The sequence below is a fragment of the Terrisporobacter mayombei genome (genome assembly GCF_020748465.1).
In the GTDB taxonomy this organism is placed as follows: domain Bacteria; phylum Bacillota; class Clostridia; order Peptostreptococcales; family Peptostreptococcaceae; genus Terrisporobacter; species Terrisporobacter mayombei.
Map to the genome: position 1 here is coordinate 170,437 of NZ_JAHZMP010000004.1, position 18,193 is coordinate 188,629.

At 28.9% G+C, this 18,193-nt stretch carries 16 protein-coding genes, 1 tRNA gene and 1 other annotated feature; of the genes, 3 read left to right on the plus strand and 14 right to left on the minus strand.

All coding sequences use genetic code 11. The annotated features are described in order from the left end of the window. The first annotated feature begins 224 nt into the window (after positions 1-224). Positions 225-1,220, plus strand: coding sequence for an asparaginase (locus tag K0039_RS14460; protein ID WP_228105781.1), 996 nt, complete (start codon positions 225-227; stop codon positions 1,218-1,220). 124 nt (positions 1,221-1,344) lie between these two features. Here K0039_RS14460 and K0039_RS14465 read toward each other — a convergent pair whose 3' ends face one another. The 4 genes from K0039_RS14465 to K0039_RS14480 form a co-directional block, all read right to left on the minus strand. Next, positions 1,345-2,067, minus strand: a complete 723-nt coding sequence (locus K0039_RS14465; protein WP_228105782.1) for an amino acid ABC transporter ATP-binding protein — start codon at positions 2,065-2,067, stop codon at positions 1,345-1,347. 24 nt (positions 2,068-2,091) lie between these two features. Then, on the minus strand, positions 2,092-2,763 hold the full coding sequence (locus K0039_RS14470; protein ID WP_228105783.1) for an amino acid ABC transporter permease: 672 nt from the start codon (positions 2,761-2,763) through the stop codon (positions 2,092-2,094). A gap of 25 nt (positions 2,764-2,788) precedes the next feature. After that, positions 2,789-3,628 carry a transporter substrate-binding domain-containing protein gene (locus K0039_RS14475; protein WP_228105784.1) on the minus strand — a complete coding sequence of 280 codons (840 nt, stop codon included), beginning with the start codon at positions 3,626-3,628 and terminating at the stop codon, positions 2,789-2,791. A 232-nt stretch (positions 3,629-3,860) separates the two neighbouring features. Further along, positions 3,861-4,075: a binding site (T-box leader), on the minus strand. A 92-nt stretch (positions 4,076-4,167) separates the two neighbouring features. Continuing rightward, positions 4,168-6,210 (minus strand): ATP-dependent helicase, encoded by a 2,043-nt coding sequence (locus K0039_RS14480; RefSeq protein ID WP_228105785.1) that lies wholly within the window; start codon positions 6,208-6,210, stop codon positions 4,168-4,170. A 126-nt stretch (positions 6,211-6,336) separates the two neighbouring features. On the opposite strand from K0039_RS14480, the gene K0039_RS14485 reads away from it, so the two are divergent. Beyond that, entirely contained in the window at positions 6,337-7,251 is a 915-nt protein-coding gene (locus K0039_RS14485) for a ribonuclease H-like domain-containing protein (RefSeq protein ID WP_228105786.1), read from the plus strand. Positions 7,252-7,314: 63 nt separating this feature from the next. Here K0039_RS14485 and K0039_RS22030 read toward each other — a convergent pair whose 3' ends face one another. Both K0039_RS22030 and K0039_RS14495 read right to left on the minus strand, forming a co-directional pair. Beyond that, positions 7,315-8,079 carry a YdcF family protein gene (locus tag K0039_RS22030; protein WP_228105787.1) on the minus strand — a complete coding sequence of 255 codons (765 nt, stop codon included), beginning with the start codon at positions 8,077-8,079 and terminating at the stop codon, positions 7,315-7,317. Between the two features lie 142 nt (positions 8,080-8,221). Further along, a complete protein-coding gene (locus K0039_RS14495; protein WP_228105788.1) occupies positions 8,222-9,787 on the minus strand; it encodes a ClC family H(+)/Cl(-) exchange transporter in 1,566 nt (521 codons plus the stop codon). Between the two features lie 154 nt (positions 9,788-9,941). Between K0039_RS14495 and K0039_RS14500 the strand changes: the two genes are divergently transcribed. After that, entirely contained in the window at positions 9,942-11,177 is a 1,236-nt protein-coding gene (locus K0039_RS14500; RefSeq protein WP_228105789.1) for a cation:proton antiporter, read from the plus strand. 177 nt (positions 11,178-11,354) lie between these two features. Here K0039_RS14500 and K0039_RS14505 read toward each other — a convergent pair. From K0039_RS14505 to acsV, 8 genes are all read right to left on the minus strand, one after another. Further along, a tRNA-Ser gene (locus K0039_RS14505) sits at positions 11,355-11,447 on the minus strand. Between the two features lie 140 nt (positions 11,448-11,587). Then, positions 11,588-11,899 carry a DUF8180 domain-containing protein gene (locus K0039_RS14510; protein ID WP_228105790.1) on the minus strand — a complete coding sequence of 104 codons (312 nt, stop codon included), beginning with the start codon at positions 11,897-11,899 and terminating at the stop codon, positions 11,588-11,590. 13 nt (positions 11,900-11,912) lie between these two features. Then, entirely contained in the window at positions 11,913-12,329 is a 417-nt protein-coding gene (locus K0039_RS14515) for a DUF3842 family protein (RefSeq protein ID WP_228105791.1), read from the minus strand. A gap of 25 nt (positions 12,330-12,354) precedes the next feature. Further along, positions 12,355-12,546, minus strand: a complete 192-nt coding sequence (locus tag K0039_RS14520) for a CooT family nickel-binding protein (RefSeq protein WP_228105792.1) — start codon at positions 12,544-12,546, stop codon at positions 12,355-12,357. A 216-nt stretch (positions 12,547-12,762) separates the two neighbouring features. Continuing rightward, positions 12,763-13,620: an ABC transporter ATP-binding protein gene (locus K0039_RS14525; protein ID WP_228105793.1), complete on the minus strand. Its 858-nt coding sequence runs from the start codon at positions 13,618-13,620 to the stop codon at positions 12,763-12,765. Next, positions 13,620-14,702 (minus strand): FecCD family ABC transporter permease, encoded by a 1,083-nt coding sequence (locus tag K0039_RS14530; RefSeq protein ID WP_228105794.1) that lies wholly within the window; start codon positions 14,700-14,702, stop codon positions 13,620-13,622. Before K0039_RS14530 ends, K0039_RS14525 begins: the two co-directional genes overlap by 1 nt. Then, positions 14,702-15,727, minus strand: a complete 1,026-nt coding sequence (locus K0039_RS14535; RefSeq protein WP_228105795.1) for an ABC transporter substrate-binding protein — start codon at positions 15,725-15,727, stop codon at positions 14,702-14,704. The genes K0039_RS14530 and K0039_RS14535 overlap by 1 nt, the downstream gene beginning before the upstream one ends. 420 nt (positions 15,728-16,147) lie before the next feature. Continuing rightward, positions 16,148-18,076, minus strand: coding sequence for a corrinoid activation/regeneration protein AcsV (acsV, locus tag K0039_RS14540; protein ID WP_228105796.1), 1,929 nt, complete (start codon positions 18,074-18,076; stop codon positions 16,148-16,150). Positions 18,077-18,193 lie beyond the last annotated feature (117 nt).

Below are 18,193 nucleotides of genomic sequence, written 5' to 3' on the forward strand. Positions count from 1 at the left end.
TAACCCAATTAAAGTTTCTATTCAAATACCCCTTTTTATGAATAGATATATATTATGTCTAAGACGAATTAGATTTAATTTATCAGAATAAAAAAAGAGCTTCCCCGGCTCTTTTTTTATGTTTAATTTTAAAGTGAAATACTGAAATTTCTTTAAAAATAATAATTTTTAGTTTATATTTTTGGTATAATTAAAGTAGTATTTAAATTCAAGGAGGTAATGTTATGTCTACTAAAAAAAAGGTAGGTATCCTATTTACTGGTGGAACTATATCTATGACAATAGATAAAGAAATCGGTGCAAATGTACCATCTTTATCAGGAGAACAAATAATGTCTATGGCAACTAACGTTAAAGATGTTGCTGATTTTGAAATAAAAGACTTTGACGAAATTCCAGGACCTCATATGACACCTGAAAAACTAATTCAATTAAAATCTGCTATTTTAGAATTATTAAACAGAAAAGATATATGTGGCGTTGTAATAACTCACGGTACGGATAGTCTAGAAGAAACTGCTTATTTCTTAGATTTAATAATAAATCATGAAAAACCTGTTATCGTTACAGGCGCTATGAGAAGTAGTTCTGAACTTGGATATGATGGGTCAAACAACTTATCATCAGCTATTTGTGTTGCTATATCAGAAAATGCGAAAAATAAAGGTGTTCTTGTTGTATTAAACAACGAAGTTTTATTAGCATCTGAAGCAACTAAAACAGATACTATGGCTCTAAATACTTTCCAATCACCTGGCAAAGGCTCTTTAGGCATAGTTGATAGTAACGAGCTTTTACTATTTAAAAATGTAGCCTCTAGAACTTTTATTGATACTGATAAAGTAGAAACTAAAGTTGCCCTATTTAAATCAGGAATAGGAATGGATTATACTTTTATAAATCACGCTGTAGATATGGGATATAAAGGTATTATAATAGAAGCAATGGGAAGAGGAAATGTGCCTCCATTAATGTATGAAGGTGTTAAATATGCCAGAGAGAAAGAAGTTATCGTTGTTATAACTTCTAGATGTTCCACTGGTAGAGTGTACGATTCTTATGGGTATTTAGGATCAGGAAGAGATTTAAGAAATTTAGGATGTATCTTCGCTGGTGACCTAAACGGACATAAATCAAGAATCAAATTAATGTTAGCATTAGGTAAAACTAATAATCTTGATGAGCTTAAAGACTATTTCGAAAAAGGAATATATTATTAAGATTATTTAATTTATAAAAAAATTTAGTATTATCCAATTAAATTACAGTAATATTATATACCTTCTTTATTACAATAAAAAACTTCCAGGTTATCTCTGGAAGTTTTTTATTGTAATAATATATTTATAAAACTTTAGCTAAAAATTCTTTTGTTCTTTCATTAACGGGATTATTAAATACATTTTCCGGCGTATCCTCTTCTATTATTTTTCCACCATCTACAAATATAACTCTGTCTGCTACTTCTTTTGCAAATCCCATTTCATGAGTAACTATTGCCATAGTCATTCCTTCATCAGCCAACTCTTTTATAACATTAAGAACTTCTTTTACCATTTCTGGATCTAATGCTGATGTAGGCTCATCAAATAACATCATCTCAGGCTCCATTGCCAAAGCTCTAGCTATGGCGATTCTTTGTTTTTGACCACCTGATAGTTGGGATGGATATGCATCTTTTTTGTCTATCAATCCTACTCTATTTAATAACATCTGGGCCTTTTCATTTGCCTCTTCTTTACTTAATTTTTTTATTTTAATAGGAGCTAAAGTTATATTATCTAAAACAGTCATATGAGGAAATAAGTTGAAATTTTGAAAAACCATTCCTATATTTTGTCTTACTTCATCAATATTAACTTTTTCACCTGTTATATTTTTTCCTTCAAATATTATTTCACCTTCAGTAGGTTCCTCAAGTAAATTCATGCATCTAAGTACTGTACTTTTTCCTGATCCACTGGGACCTACTATTGCAACTATTTCACCTTTATCAATTTGTAAATCTATGCCTTTAAGCACATGCAAATTTCCGAAAGATTTATGCAAATTATTTATTTTTATCATATTATCACTTTCCCTTATATTATTCTAGTTTGACTGAGCTAGCTTTTTCTCTAATATGCCTACTAATTTAGATAATACAGATGTTATCGCAAGGTATGTAGCTGCTGCTACTAAATAAGGTTCCATCGGGCTATAAATTGCTGTAACTACTATACCTGCTTTAAACATTAACTCTTGAGTTCCTATAACAGAAAGTACTGCTGATTCTTTTACTAATGTAATAAACTCATTTGCTAAGGCTGGCAATACATTCTTTATAGCTTGTGGGACTATTATAAATCTCATTGTATCTTTGTATCCTAAACCTAATGATCTACTAGCCTCCATCTGACCTTTATCAACAGATTGTATTCCTGATCTTAATATTTCAGCCACATAAGCACTTGAATTTATAGATAATGCAAATGCACCTGCTATAAATTTAGAAGATATAGGACCTACATCAGGAAAGTCGAAGCCTAATTGGGGAAATCCATAATAAATAATATATATTTGCACAAATAACGGTGTACCTCTAAGAATTTGAACATATGCACTTGATATTAGTTTTAATATCTTAACTTTAGACATTTTCATTAGACAAATCAATAAACCAAGAATAAAACCTATGATCAATGAGACCATAGATACTAATATAGTATACTCTGCCCCTTTGACTATTAATCCATAGTATCCACTTAATTTACTAAAATCCATATAACCATCTCCTAATTACTGTCTATTATTTTGCTAATTCTAAAGCTTGTTGCATATATTTATCCGTTTTTCCTTCTTTATCTAATCTTGCTATTGTATCATTTACAGATTTTAAAAATGCACTATTATCAAGTTTATCATCTGACCTTTTAATAGCTGCTGCTGCAGTTTCTGCAACTTCATCACCTACAGTTGAATTTCCTATAGCTATATTCTTATAATTTTTAACATTTATTTCAGCTACTGCTTTACCTGTAACTATAACATCTATTTTTCCATTTTGAAGATCCATCATTAAATCTGGCATTTTCTTTAATTGTGTGGCATCTGTTATTCCTAAATCACCAGTAACATAGTCTGCTTGAGTTGTTCCTTTTTGAACTCCAACCTTTAATTTTTTTAAATCATTTGAATTTTTTATAGAGTCTTCTTTTCCTTTTGATACTATACATACATTGCTATTTGTATAATATATTTCTGAAAAATCAACACTTTTCTTTCTAGTTTCATCTGGAGTCATTCCTGCTAAGACTATATCAACTTTATCAGCTTGTAAAGCTCCTAATAATCCATCAAAATCCATATCTGTATATTCAACTTTTACTCCCATATCTTTCGCCATTTCTTGAACCATAAAATCATCGAATCCAACTATTTTATCTTCTCCATCGACAACTTTATGGAATTCATAAGGTGAGTATTCAGCACTTGTTCCTACTTTTAATACTCCTGCATCCTTAATTTGTTGAAGTTTATCCGCTACTTCAGTTTTATCTCCTTTATCTCCACCACTTGAACAGCCTACTAATGATATCGTCATCATCGCAGCTAACGTTAATCCTAATATTTTCTTTAATCCTTTCATTTCAATATTCTCCTTTATATTTTTATATAATTAATTTCAATTTTCCAAAATAAAAAATTCGCTTCGCTTAAGCCACTGCATGGGCGCTATACTTCATGTCGCCAACGAGATACCTTCGCTACCGCTGAGTCAACGACCTTGCTAAAGCTAATAGATTATAAATTATATGTTATCCACAGGTCAGATAACACATAATTTCCTTACAATAAAAAAAGTCCCTTAGTCATAATGACTAAGAGACGAATTAACCGCGTTACCACTCTTGTTGATAGGTAGTGCACTTACCTATCCACTCAAACCCTTAAGGCAGGCGCTACCTATTATCATACTTAAGTTCTGATAATCTTCTCCAAAGCTCTCTTCACTCTAAACTTTATTATTAGGCTCACACCATACCCTAACTCGCTATAACTCCATTTAGGCTACTCTCTTTTTCATAGAATTTTCTTTTTTCAAATTATTAATAAAATTATAGTCAGATAATTTACCTTTGTCAATAGTAAATTTCAGAATTTTTTAATTTTTGTTTATGTTTTTATTTATAGCTTTTTCATAATATTATTTCTCATACATAGTTTGTAATCTAAAGTTTTTTCTTCATTTTTAAATTTAACTTGTACCATATCCCCATCTTTACCCACAATTCTACCATTTCCAAAACTTTTGTGATAAAGTTTATCCCCAATTTTAACACTTTTCATATCTTCTTTTGTGGGGTTTTTTATATCATTCAAAAATCTTGACTCATATGCTTTTTTGCCATATTTATTTATGGGAGAACTTAAGGTTAAACTTTCTTCTGCACGAGTCATACCTACATACATAAGTCTTCTTTCTTCTTCTATTTGGTCAGCTTTTTTCTCATTATCATCAACATCGTAAGACTTTTCATGAGGAATTGCTCCTTCATTAATACCTATAATATAAACATATCTGAATTCCAATCCCTTAGCGCTATGCATGGTAGTAAATACTACTCCATCTAATTCCTTTTTATACTGATTTTGCTCCAATTCTGCCTTAACTTTTTCTATATGATCTAAATATTCTTCAATAGTTTCAAAGTTAGATGCAGAACTTTCTATCTCATTCAAAATTTCTATTAATCCATTTGTCTTTATTTTTCTATTCACACAATAATCTAAAATATATTTATCATAATCTAAAGTTGTTCTTATATATGATATGGCATCTTGTGGACATTGGTGTTTTAAATAACTTATATCGATATCCAAATCATTTATAGTTTTTACTTGCTTTGGATGAAGATTGCACTTTGTTATTAAAGCATTTACAAAGTCTTTGTCTTCCTTAATTTGATTTAAATTATCTCTAGATATATATCTAAAAGGTTTATTAATAATCCTTAACCAATCCTCATTACTATGTTTTTTTACAGCAATTTTTAAGTAAGACAATATATCTCTTGCTGCCCAGTGGTCGTATATTGTCACTATAGAGTCTTTTATGGTGAAAGGTATTCTCATATCCATGAATACATCTACAAGGGCTCTAGATTGAATATTCGTCCTGTAAATCACTGCAAAATCACTATATTCTACATAATCCTTTTTAATTTCTTCTAAAATTTCTTTTCCAATTTGAATTGCCTCATCTTCTGAATCCTTTGGTTTAATATAATTTACTATTGCACCTTCACCTTGATTACATTTTATAGTTTTATCGTATCTACTCACATTTTTTTCTATTAATTTATTAGATACGTCAATTATTTCTTTTTTAGATCTGTAATTAATATCTAATAAAATCTTTTCTGTTCCTTTGAAATACTCTTCAAACTGTAATAAAAAATCCGGTCTAGATCCTCTAAATCCATATATACTTTGGTCTTCATCTCCTACAACGAATATATTGTTATTTGGATTTACCATTAGTTTTAGTACTTCAAATTGTACTCTATTTATATCCTGAAACTCATCTACTAAAATATGTTTATAAACTTGTCTAACCATATCTAAAGCCTGTTTATTTTGGCTCAGCAAATAATATGTTCTCAGCAACATATCATCAAAATCTATTTTTTTAACTTGTTCCTTATATTCTTCGTACATATTGTAGGTATTTATAAATTCATCTTTTGTTAAAATCTCTGATTCAAAATCTTGCTTATCCATTAGCTCATTTTTAACATAAGAAATCTCATTTATAACTTGTCCAACTGTTTCATCATCTTCGCCATTTTCTACTTTTAAATTTTTAAGTATGCCTTTAATAGTATTTCTTTTTGTTTTTTCATCAAGAATACTATTCATCTCGTATTTTCCAAAATACCTTAAAATTTTATAAAAAACAGCATGAAATGTTCCAAAAGTAACTTTATTTATTCTACTATCCTTGCAAATTTGAATAGCTCTATTTCTCATTTCCATGGAAGAGTTCTTTGTGAAACTTATTGCCAATATTCTTGTTGGAGGAATATTATTATTCATTATCATATTTGCGATTCTATAAGTTATAACTCTTGTTTTACCTGACCCAGGCCCAGCTAACACCATGCATGGTCCATCAACATGCTCCACTGCTTTTCTTTGATTTTCGTTTAATTTATCTTTATCAATCATCTTTTCCCACCTTGAAGTATTTGTTTATTTATAAAATTACATTTACTATCATTTCTATTTAATATATGATTAAATTAATTTATTCAACGTCTATTATAGTACAAAATTGAAAAAAGGAGAAATACCATGAAAATTATAGAAAAAGTTCTTAACGAAAACTTAAACATAGGTAGTAACACCTTTATATTCGACATTGAAACTGGTGGACTAAGTCCAAAATTTTGCAAAGTTATTTTAATCGGTATTCTATATAATTGCCAAAATAAGACTGTTATTAAACAATTTTTTGCAGAAAATGAAGACGAAGAAAAAGAATTGCTTATGGCTTTTGTTGATAGTATTAAATGTTTCAAAAGGCATGTAACTTATAATGGCCTAAGTTTTGATATAGGATTTGTAAATTATAGATTAAAAAAACACCATATTGATTTCAGTTTAGATAAAGAAGATGACTTTGATATCTTTAGATTTATTAAATTATTTAAATCACCTCTAGGTTTGGAGGATTGTAGTTTAAGTTCAGTTGAAACATACTTTGATATTCATAGAAATGATGTTATAGATGGTTGCGAAAGCGTAAGATTATATAAAGAATTCGTTAAAAACAAAGATTATAAGCTAATGGATACTATTCTTTTACATAATTACGAAGATATTTATAATTTAAGTAAACTTGTAAATATTAAAGATTTAGTAGGAGAAAAGTTAGATTTAATAGAGCTAAGCGGTAGTAATTATAATCTTAAAATTTTTCCTTTAAACTACAAAATAAATGCAAGAAAGTTGTGTATGAATTATTTTATTTTTACTGGAGATCACAATAATATTTCAATTTACAACGACAATTATTCTATAATATGCCAAAATAATAATATTTCTCTGGAAATAAATATAAATAAAGGTATAGATAGGGATAAAAATACCATATTATTTTATAATTTATCGAAAATTATTCCTCTTAAGTTTAACGATAATATTCTGGACGCGAATATTTATTCTTTATGTAATTTTATAATGAAAAAAGAGCTTTGTAATATTTAAATTGTTTAACATAAAAAGCTATATAACTAGATTACTTTAAACTAGATATATAGCTTTTTTAATTTAACTAAGAAGGCTAATTTTTATACTTCTATAAAAATCTATAATACTGGTTGGGTATTCCCTTATCATATAATATATCCTGCTAGACAAGCTACTTGTCGAACATAGACCTTCATTATCCATTCCCAGAATACTAGCTATAAATCTTCCCCTAAACAAATGATAATCGCTAGTCACAATCAAAGCTTTATTCCCTAAGTTTAAATCTTTCATTATCTCTTTACTAAACATTATATTTTCTAAAGTTGTAGTTGCTTTATTTTCTAATATTATATTGTCTTCATCTACTCCATTTTTGACAAGATAATTTTTCATTGCTGATGCTTCAGTCATTACCTCATCTTCGCCTTTCCCACCAGATACAATTATATTTATATCTTTATTTTGATTGTAGTACTCAATTGCTTTGTCTAATCTTTGTTTTAGAGTCTTAGATACACCATCTTTATTTACTTTAGCGCCTAAAATTATCATAGTATCCATGTGATTTATAGAATTTGCATCATTAGTTTTGTACATATTTATAATAATTGCACCTTGCAATAAAATAAACGATGTTATAAATAGTATCATTACTGATTTATAAATTTTGTATATTAATTTTGTATGTTTATTTTTATAAGCAATATTTTTAGAACTTACTAGTAAATATATAAGCGCTATTGATACAATAATAAATACTGTAGAAAAACTTAATGCCCATTGAGATAATGCTAATATTATTGGAATACTTAGTACTATAAGTAATTTTATATTTTTATTCACAACTATTCTCCCTTGCAATTGACTATTATCCTTTATTCGCAATCAATTATAGCATACTCTATTACAACTTAAAAAGGAGTTCTCTAATGAAGATCAAATTATTCACTAAATAACTCCTTAAACTCTAATTTTTAATTATTTATTAAACTGTAGATGCCATTTCAGATATATCTTCTAACATGCATGAAGCACTATCTTCATTAGTCATTACTACTAATAAGTCGCCTGCATAAATTTTTGTATCTCCCCTAGGTAAAATTTCTTTTTCTCCTCTGTGTATTGATACAACTAAACAATTTTCAGGCCAATCTATATTTTTTATTTTCTTATTATCTAATTCGCTATATACTTGTACTACTATTTCTATTAATGTTTTCTTTCCTGCTCTACCTTCATATTTATTAGTACCTTTAGCTAAAATTCTACTTAATAAACTTTCATAAATTGGTGCAGAATTTAAAATATCCGAAGTTAACTGAGAAACTATTACAACTACTGCTAAAGCTAACAAATGGTTTAATGAACCTGTCATTTCAGAAATCAGTAATATAGCTGTGATAGGCGCTTTTACTATTGATGCAAAATGACCTGCCATTGCAAGAACAATAAAGTTAACTAAATAAACATCTGGTATTCCCAAATATTTAACATATACAAGCCCAACAAAATTACCCACTAAAGCTCCTAGAACTAATAATGGGAAAAATATTCCACCTGGAACTCCAGATCCAAAACTAATAAAGGTAAATAAGAATTTTATAATTATTAATGAAAATAAAAATATTAAAGTAAATTGACTTTCTTTTAAGGTCATTATTAAATCATGGCCTCCACCTAAAACTATAGGACATATCATTCCTATTATTCCTGTCATTACAAAAGGAATAATACATTTCATCTCTACAGATGTGTTTAATTTTTTATATAAATCCTGAGTTTTTAAAAGACCACTACTGAATATAACTCCACTAACACCTATAACTATACCAAGGATTATAAGACCCCAGTAATATTTTAAAGGTAAAGAATTTAATTTTGAAAAATGTAAAGACGGTGCCATACCAAAGAAATTTTTTGAAATAAAATCAGCAGTTAAAGATGCTATCATTGCTGATACTAGCACTAAGGGTGAAAAGTTTTTATGAGTTTCCTCCAAGGAAAACATTACACCTGATATAGGTGCATTGAATGCTGCAGAAAGACCTGCACTTGCTCCACTTGTGATTAAATACTTCTTTTCATTTTCTAACTTGTTGCTTTTCTCAGAAATTCCCTCACCAATACAAGCTCCCATTTGTACCGATGGGCCTTCCCTTCCAAGAGAAAGTCCTGCTCCTAAACAAATTAATCCGCCCATAAACTTATAAATTAGTACCTTAAACCAATTTTGTTTTAAGTTTCTAGTTAATATTCCCTCAACTTGAGGAATACCACTACCGCTTATCATAGGCTCTTTTTTTACCATTTTACCAACTATAAATCCTAGAAAAATTAAAAATAAAAATACAATAGGTATTAATATAATATTTTCTGTAGCTTTATTGTATAAATTTATAAACATGGGACTTACTTTCAATAATAGCATTCTGTGTATTACAATTACTAAGCCTACTACAATACCTATTAATAAAGAATCCATAATTAATCTGTATTTTAAATTTTCAAGTCGTTTTAACATATTATATACTCTGTCTTTCTTTGTATCCATAATATCTCCTTTCAAATCTAATTTTAAACATATTTTATTAAAATTACAACTAATTGATAAGAATCTTATATACGTTAATTTAATATAGCATAATAGAATATAAGTTTTTGCAAATAATAAATTTAACAAAATCATCTCAGAAAGGAAAATCATCATGACCGAGAATATTTCTGCAATTAGCTCTAATGAACTATTACTCGTTATGGCATCAATATCTGTATTAGGTATAATTGGTGCTTATATAGGAGAAAAATTAAAAATTCCCGATGTGGTTATATACTTATTATTTGGAGTTGCTTTTGGACCAACTTTTTTTAATTTGGTAAATATTAATTCATTCCCTGTAGCAAATGAGTTGATATTAACATTTGGCTCTGCTTTTATACTATATGAAGGTGGTAGCGAAATTAAACTTAAGATTTTAAATAAAGTAAAAATAACCGTTTTGTTATTATCTTCTCTCGGTGTATTTTTAACTGCTGCAATAATTGGAGTAAGTTCAAATGCAATCTTAAATCTGCCTATTCAAACTAGTATTTTGCTAGGCGCTATAGTAGCTTCAACAGACCCAGCTAGTTTGATACCAGTGTTTAAGCAAGTAAAAATCCAAAATACTCTAAAGCAAACTATTATTAGTGAATCTGCATTTAACGATGCATTTGGTGCTATACTTTTCACTTCAGTGTTAGCAAGTATAACACTATCTCAAAAATCTAGCTTGCTAGAAACTAGTATGCAACTAGTATTTATGATTTTAATTGGATTACTTGTAGGCACTGGCGTAGCTCTTATTGGGACAGCATTAGCATCTACAAAAATTTACGGTATTTTTGGTAAATATGAAGCCATAATGTCATTAGCCGTAGTAATTTTTTCCTATGAAATATCTGAAAGATTAGGTGGTAGTGGTTATATGTCTGTTTTTATAGCAGGTTTAGTAACAGGCAATAAAAAACTTTTCAATTTATGGATAGAAGATGATATATATATAGAAGGCGTCCACTTCAGAGAAACCATCGCAACAATTGCAAGAATGTCTATATTTATAGTGCTTGGTACTCATTTAGACTTGAATTCATTAGTTAAATACGGTTGGAAAGCTTTTTTAATAGCATTAATTTTAATTTTTATAGCTCGTCCTATTGTTGTTATAATTTGTACATCACTTGATATAAAAGCTAAATGGAGCAAAAATGAAAAGCTATTTATGATGTGGGTTAGAGAAACTGGTGTCATACCGGCTGCACTGTCAGGAATTGTAGTATCGAATAAAATTCCTGGTTATGAAATTATTTCATCTACAGTATTTATGTGTATAGTTATAACTTTATTAGTTCAAGCTAGCACAACAGGTATCGTTGCTAAAAAATTGAACGTGTTAGAAGATTAATTTTATACAAATATTATCGTTATTTTTCATAAACATACTTAATTTTAGTACCTTTTACATATTTTTAATATATTAATATAAGAGTATTAATTGATGTATATTTATGAAAAAAAATATCTAACTCAATAATTTTATTAAATAAAAAAGACTATGGAATAACTTCCATAGTCTTTTGATTGGCGGAGAAGGAGGGATTCGAACCCTCGCACCGGTTTAATCCAGCCTAATCCCTTAGCAGGGGATCCTCTTGAGCCACTTGAGTACTTCTCCAATACTATTTCATTATATTATATAAAAACCTTTTTGTCAACTATTAGTCTCTATTAAATATTATTTGTTTTTAATATTTAATTTTATTATTAACAAAAGCAAAGAAAATTTTCATATTCTTTGCTTTTTATCTTAAATAACTACATATTTTTTTTAGCTTCTAATAACATTTCATTAGCTTGTTGCATACATGCTATTGCTTTTTCTATACACTCAGCAGTTTCTTCTTTACCCATTTCTTTTGCTTTGTTTACCCATTCTCTGAAACCTTCTTCATGAGATTGGTTATGATTAACCCAGTGTACTAATAAAATGTTTAAAGTTTTTTCATCCTTGCTTACTTCTTCTTCTTCGTGATTATGGCAGTTTCCTCCACACCCACATTCAGTATGTACGTAATCGTGATCATGATGATGACCTTCATGATATAAAGCTACATTTTTATTAAACATTTTATACTCCCCCTTATTTTATATTAAATTCTCTTTTTATTATCTTGATTGTATCCTTAATTAATAATGATAATGGTTTACCTTCTATACCTATTACTTCAAAATTTTCTGGCATTATTGGTAATAATATTTTAAATGCTTCGCTATCACATACGGCCTCACTTATGATGCTTGTTACTTCTCCCATCATAGTATTTGGCATTACAATTGAAATAGGCGAAACAATTATATTGGCTTTTTTTGAAGATACTACTATGGCATTTTCTCCAGTTGCACCTTTGTTAGCATGAGCCTTCATCATAGCACTCGTAGCTATTGAATTGGTACCTAATGCATATATTTCCATATATGATGGTAATTCTTCTCTTAGTGCACTAACCACTTGAGCTCCTATACCGCCACCCATTCCGTCTATTACTGCAATTATCATATTTGACCTACCTCTAATTTAATTTTTATTTTTCTTCTAAAATTATTTTGTGGTCCATTAATCTTATCTCTTTAATAAAACCATCAACTATTTTTTGTTCTCCTAACAAGTCTGTTAAATAAACCTTTCCTTCAGTTGGGTCCACATTTACCACATTTTCCATTACTTTTTCCAATTTATTATCTTTTCCTAATACAAATGCAGATGATTCACACATATAAAAATCCCCCTTAATTCTATAAATCTAATCAAAAAAAAGATTTCTAAAGGCATTACAATACCATAAGAAACCTTCATGATTTCACTTACAAGTTTTTCTATTAATATAAGTATATACTCATATTATTTGCAAGTCAAACACTTAAGTACAATTTATTTCTTACAATGAAAAGTATTGCAAAAAAACCTTATTTTTGTATTGTATTTTCCTAAATTAGACATATATTTGATTATCCTTATGAGAATGTAATCCTGTAAATCCATCCTCATGTATATGGTTATCACCTACTCCATTTACATGTTCATGGGTATGCATAAAAGATACTTGTAGTTTTTGATTAATTGGGTTTCTACCTACATAAGCATTTACCCCAAATATTTCTTTTAAAGTTTCTGATGTTATTACTTCTTCAACGTTTCCAAATTTCTTTATTTGTCCATCTTTCATAACTATTAAATAATCACAATACATAGATGCTATATTCATATCATGTATTGCAGACAATGTTGTTATATTCATACTCTTTACCAAATCCATTAACTGTATTTGATACCCAATATCTAAATGATTTGTTGGCTCATCTAATATTAAAAAATCTGTATTTTGTACTAATGCTCTTGCAATTAAAGCTCTCTGTTTTTCTCCTCCTGATAAGTTGGAAAAACTTCTATGACTATAATCATCTAAACCTACTTTTTTTAACATTTCTGACACCATTTTTAAGTCGTCTTTAGAATAATCTTCGAAAACAGATTTATAAGGGTATCTTCCCATTTTTACTATTTGTTCCACAGTAAAGTCAAACTGAGAATTACTTTCTTGAGCCAATACAGCTATTTCTTTCGCACAGTCTTTATCTTTCATTTTGAATAAGTCTTTATTGTCCAAAGTTATCTTACCACTTGAAGGCTTATGTAGCCTGTATATATTTTTTAATAAAGTAGACTTTCCTGAACCATTTGGTCCTATAATACCTACAAAGCTTCCTTTAGGAACATCAAAAGATATATCTTTCAATATTTCCTTATTATCTATACTAAATTTTAAATTTTTAACCTGAATTTTGTGCATTATTCTTTTCCTCCAAAATCATAATTTCTATTGGAAATTAAATATAAGAAGAATGGACCACCAACTAGTGATGTTATTATTCCTATCGGTATTTCTATTGGAGGGAAAAGCCCTCTTGCAAATACATCTGATATTATTAAAAATATGGCCCCTACTAAGGAAGAAAGTACTATTAGCTTTTTATGATCATTACCTCCAATAGCTCTACATACATGAGGTACTACAAGACCGATAAATCCAATTGCGCCTGTTATTGCAACTAAAGAAGATGTTAATAATGTAGCTAAAATTAATATCATAGACTTTATAAATTTCACATTTATACCCAAAACTATGGCATTATCATCTCCTAGAAGCAGTATATCTAAAGATTTAGACATTATAAATACTATTATCATTACTATGACTAATACAATAAAAGGAAGTAGTAATATATCCCATTTTGCTCCACCTAAACTACCTACCGTCCAAAACAATGCATTTTTAGCCTGATTTGAATTTTCTGCTGAATATATAAGTAAATTAGTTAATGCTGAAAATATGGTTGATATGGCCATTCCTGTAAGCACAAGCCTTGTTGTAGATGTTGTCTTTCCCATTTTAGTTCCTATTGCAAATACTAATACTCCTGATATTATAGAACCGACAAATGCACCTGCGCTAATACTATTAATTCCGATTGCTGACATTCCTCCAAGAACAATTACTGCAACTGCTCCACAAGATGCCCCTGACGATATTCCTAATATATATGGCTCTGCTATTGGGTTTTTTGTCACACATTGCATCATAACCCCACAAAGCGCCAATCCAGCTCCACATATAGCTCCTAATAAAACTCTAGGAAATCTAATTTCCCATATTATATTTTGTGTCATTACAGTTCCCACATCGCCAAGTAAACTTCCTTTTGTTAACTTATTAAGTAGCACTTTATACACTTCTCCAGGTTCTATGTATGTGCTACCTACTGCAATAGCAATAACTACTGTTGCTGCTAATATGACTGTTAACAGTAGTATCCAAAACAAGAAACCTTTCTTATTAGAAAGGCTTCTCTTTTGTTTTATTGATATTTCCATTATTTATTTTCTCCATAAAAATATCCATACATTTCTTCTATTAGTTTAGGATTTCTAACACCTGGAGATAAATCTGCTAATCCTACAACATATATCTTATTATTTTTTATAGCTGATACATCTTTTAATGCTGGATGAGATTTTAAAAACTCAATTTTTTCTTTCACTGGCTGTCCAGCCATAAAGTCAGTTACTAATATTACTTCTGGGTTTTGTGCTACTATACTTTCAAAAGAAGCATTTACATATGGTTTTTCTGCATCTTTTCCAAATATGTTCTTCCCACCTGCTAACTCAATTAAATTATTTGCAAGACCTGAACCAACTACCATGGCATCCTTTTCTCCAGAATCATATACCATCATTTTTACTCTATCTTCATCTTTTATATTTCCTAATTTATCAGTTACTGATTTTATATCACTTTTCATTTTATTTATTACTTCTGTTGATTTATCTTGAACTCCAAATATTTTCCCAAGTAGTTCAAAGTCTTCATAAACAGTATCTATTGTAGCATCTGCTGAATAAGATTTAGCCATAAATGGTGCTATATCCTTTTCAATAAGTTCCTGTGGAGATCCTGTTGTTTGCTCACTTATTGATGAATCCCAACCACTAACAAAATCTGATCCTGTAGACATAAATCCTTCTTTTGATACAGAATGTCCCTCACCTATTTTAAGCTGTGGTATTTTCTCATAAGCTTCTTTAAACTCTGGAAGTATTGGGTTATCTAAAAGTGCTGTTCCTACCATTCTATCCCCTAAATCCAATGCTAATAACATCTCTGTCATAAATTGAGATAATGTCACAGCTTTTTGTCTTGGAGTTTCTACTTTCACATTGTAATCTTTTGCCCCATCAGAATATGTATACTCCACCTTTTCAAAATTACTTGATTCAACTTTAGTTTCTGGTGTTTCAGTCTTATTATTATTAGATGAACAACCAACTGTACCTAGTGTTAAACCTATTACTGATATTACTGCTAAAACTCTTTTTAAACTTTTACTTTTTACCATAAAACTTCCCCCTAAAATTACTATTTTTATATTTATTACTTTTAATGTTTATTAAATATAAAAGACCATGAGGTTATATATATCAATAAAGATATATAAAACCTTCATGGTCTTAATTATCATGTTTATGTTGTTATGATGTAACATTAAATCTTCTATTAACTTATTTACTTAATTATTCTTCTGATAAATATTTGCACTTCTTGTGCTTGATTACCTAAATAATATAACATCTATTACTATCTATGTAAATAAAGTTAAATATTTGCAGAATATTAAGTATTATACATAATACTACATATTTTTATTTTTATACAAAATACGACACATATAATTTATTTTCAACATAATAAAAAACTATGAATTATTCAGTTTTACCTGGCTTCATAGCTTTTTATTATTTGTTGTAAATTTTTATTTTTATTCTAAAATTTCTTTTACTGTTGGAAATTGATCTATATTAGTATGTGGTAAGAAGCATGCTGACACAAACTCATCCATATATGTAGGATATACACTTAACTCTACATATGTCATTTGAGATGCTATTTCTTCTAATTTATGTCTAGCATCTGAACTTATTAGGCTTAAGTATGATCCAACTAATGAACTATTTCCTATATACTTAAACTTACTTCTCTCTACATCTGGAAGTAAACCTATTAAGATTGAGTTCTCAATATCAAGATTATTTCCTATTCCTCCTGCTATATAAACATTATCAATCACTTCAAAGTCCATACCTAAGCTTTCTACAAGCACTGATGCACCTGAATATATAGCACCTTTTGTTCTAATGAAATTATCAATATCCACTTCATTTATAAACAAGTCATTTTCTAGACCTTCGTAGTCTTCTTTAAATGCCAAGATATATTCACCTATATCATGTTCATTAAATCTAACTCTTTTATTATTTAATTCTCTTTTTATTTTTCCTCTTCTATCTATTATACCTTTAAGTAGCATTTGGCATATTAGGTCTATTATACCAGAACCACAAATTCCTATAGGCGCAAATTCACCTATTATTGTTAATTCAGGTTCCAAAGTATTTTCATCTATACTAACTTTCTCTATTGCTCCATCTGATGCTCTCATACCACAACTAATTCCCCCGCCTTCAAAGGCTGGTCCTGCTGAGCATGCACAACACATCATAAAGTATTTATTTCCAAATACAATTTCTCCATTAGTCCCTAAGTCTATAAATAATGTATTTTCTTCACTAGCCCATATCCCTGCTGATAATACACCTGCAGTTATATCTCCACCTACATAACTTGCCACGTTTGGAGCTAGGTATATTAAAGCACTTTTATTAACATTTAGTCCTACATCTTCACCCATTAAATTTGGTGATTTTAAATATGGAGGAATATATGGTTCTAATCTTAAATAATCAGGATATATGCCTAGGAAAAGCGTAGACATTGTTGTATTAGCAGATAATACAACTCTTACTACGTTATTTTTATTTATATCTGTACTTGTATATAGAGATTCAATTAATGGATTTAGAGTGTCATCTATAATTGCTTTTCTCATAATTTCTAAATTATTTTTTCTAACAGCAAATACGATTCTATTAATTACATCCGCACCATATTTTATTTGTGCATTTCCTGAAGATGCCTTTTCTACAACTTCATTAGTAACTAAATTTACTAAACAAACCACTACAGATGTTGTGCCTATATCTACAGCTAATCCATATAGCTCTCCCTCTTTATTACCTGGTTCTACATTCAATATTGTAATTTTATTTTTCTTTTTAACATAAGTTAAAGTTATTTTAAAATTCTCTTCTCTTAATACTAATGGCAGTTTTTTTAATATATCTAATCTAAAATCTATTCCATCAATACCTAAATCTTGTCTTACTTGTCTATCTAATCTATCTACATCGCTTATATTATCATCTAATGATGGTTCATCTAATTCAATATATTTCTTCTCAACATTAGTGCTATAAGAGAATTCATGTTCCTCTATTATACATCTAGCTCTATCAAATAATTTTTTATCTACTTTCTTCCCCGTACCCTCTATTTTCATTCCATGCATTGAAGATGAAAGTTTAGATGGAACATCTATAACAATATCTCCTGTTACTTCAGTTGCACAAGCTAAAATATATCCTTTTTCATATTCCTCATCACTAATATGTACTGTCTTTTCTGCATCACATTTTCCCTCTAATAACTTTACTTTACATTTTCCGCATGATTTAGTTCCATTACAAGGTGCATCTATAAAAATATCTGCTTTTCTTGCTACATCTAGTAACTTTTCTCCACTTTCACATTCTACTTCCTTGTTATGTGATTTAAAAAAAACTTTAGCCATTCTATCTCACCCCAATAAATTAATTTTTATAATCACTCAACCTTATATATTACTAAAATATGTATAAAATACCCTTTGTTATTATTTTAATTCAATATACTAAAAAAAGCATAGTAA

Coding starts and splice junctions, on each gene's coding strand:
- K0039_RS14460 (WP_228105781.1), top strand. CDS start 225: ATGTCTACTAAAAAAAAGGTAGGTATCCTATTTACTGGTGGAACTATA.
- K0039_RS14530 (WP_228105794.1), bottom strand. CDS start 14,702: ATGGAAATATCAATAAAACAAAAGAGAAGCCTTTCTAATAAGAAAGGT.
- K0039_RS14485 (WP_228105786.1), top strand. CDS start 6,337: ATGAAAATTATAGAAAAAGTTCTTAACGAAAACTTAAACATAGGTAGT.
- K0039_RS14470 (WP_228105783.1), bottom strand. CDS start 2,763: ATGGATTTTAGTAAATTAAGTGGATACTATGGATTAATAGTCAAAGGG.
- K0039_RS14495 (WP_228105788.1), bottom strand. CDS start 9,787: ATGGATACAAAGAAAGACAGAGTATATAATATGTTAAAACGACTTGAA.
- K0039_RS14465 (WP_228105782.1), bottom strand. CDS start 2,067: ATGATAAAAATAAATAATTTGCATAAATCTTTCGGAAATTTGCATGTG.
- K0039_RS14520 (WP_228105792.1), bottom strand. CDS start 12,546: ATGTGTGAATCATCTGCATTTGTATTAGGAAAAGATAATAAATTGGAA.
- acsV (WP_228105796.1), bottom strand. CDS start 18,076: ATGGCTAAAGTTTTTTTTAAATCACATAACAAGGAAGTAGAATGTGAA.
- K0039_RS14480 (WP_228105785.1), bottom strand. CDS start 6,210: ATGATTGATAAAGATAAATTAAACGAAAATCAAAGAAAAGCAGTGGAG.
- K0039_RS14475 (WP_228105784.1), bottom strand. CDS start 3,628: ATGAAAGGATTAAAGAAAATATTAGGATTAACGTTAGCTGCGATGATG.
- K0039_RS14525 (WP_228105793.1), bottom strand. CDS start 13,620: ATGCACAAAATTCAGGTTAAAAATTTAAAATTTAGTATAGATAATAAG.
- K0039_RS14515 (WP_228105791.1), bottom strand. CDS start 12,329: ATGATAATTGCAGTAATAGACGGAATGGGTGGCGGTATAGGAGCTCAA.
- K0039_RS14510 (WP_228105790.1), bottom strand. CDS start 11,899: ATGTTTAATAAAAATGTAGCTTTATATCATGAAGGTCATCATCATGAT.
- K0039_RS14535 (WP_228105795.1), bottom strand. CDS start 15,727: ATGGTAAAAAGTAAAAGTTTAAAAAGAGTTTTAGCAGTAATATCAGTA.
- K0039_RS14500 (WP_228105789.1), top strand. CDS start 9,942: ATGACCGAGAATATTTCTGCAATTAGCTCTAATGAACTATTACTCGTT.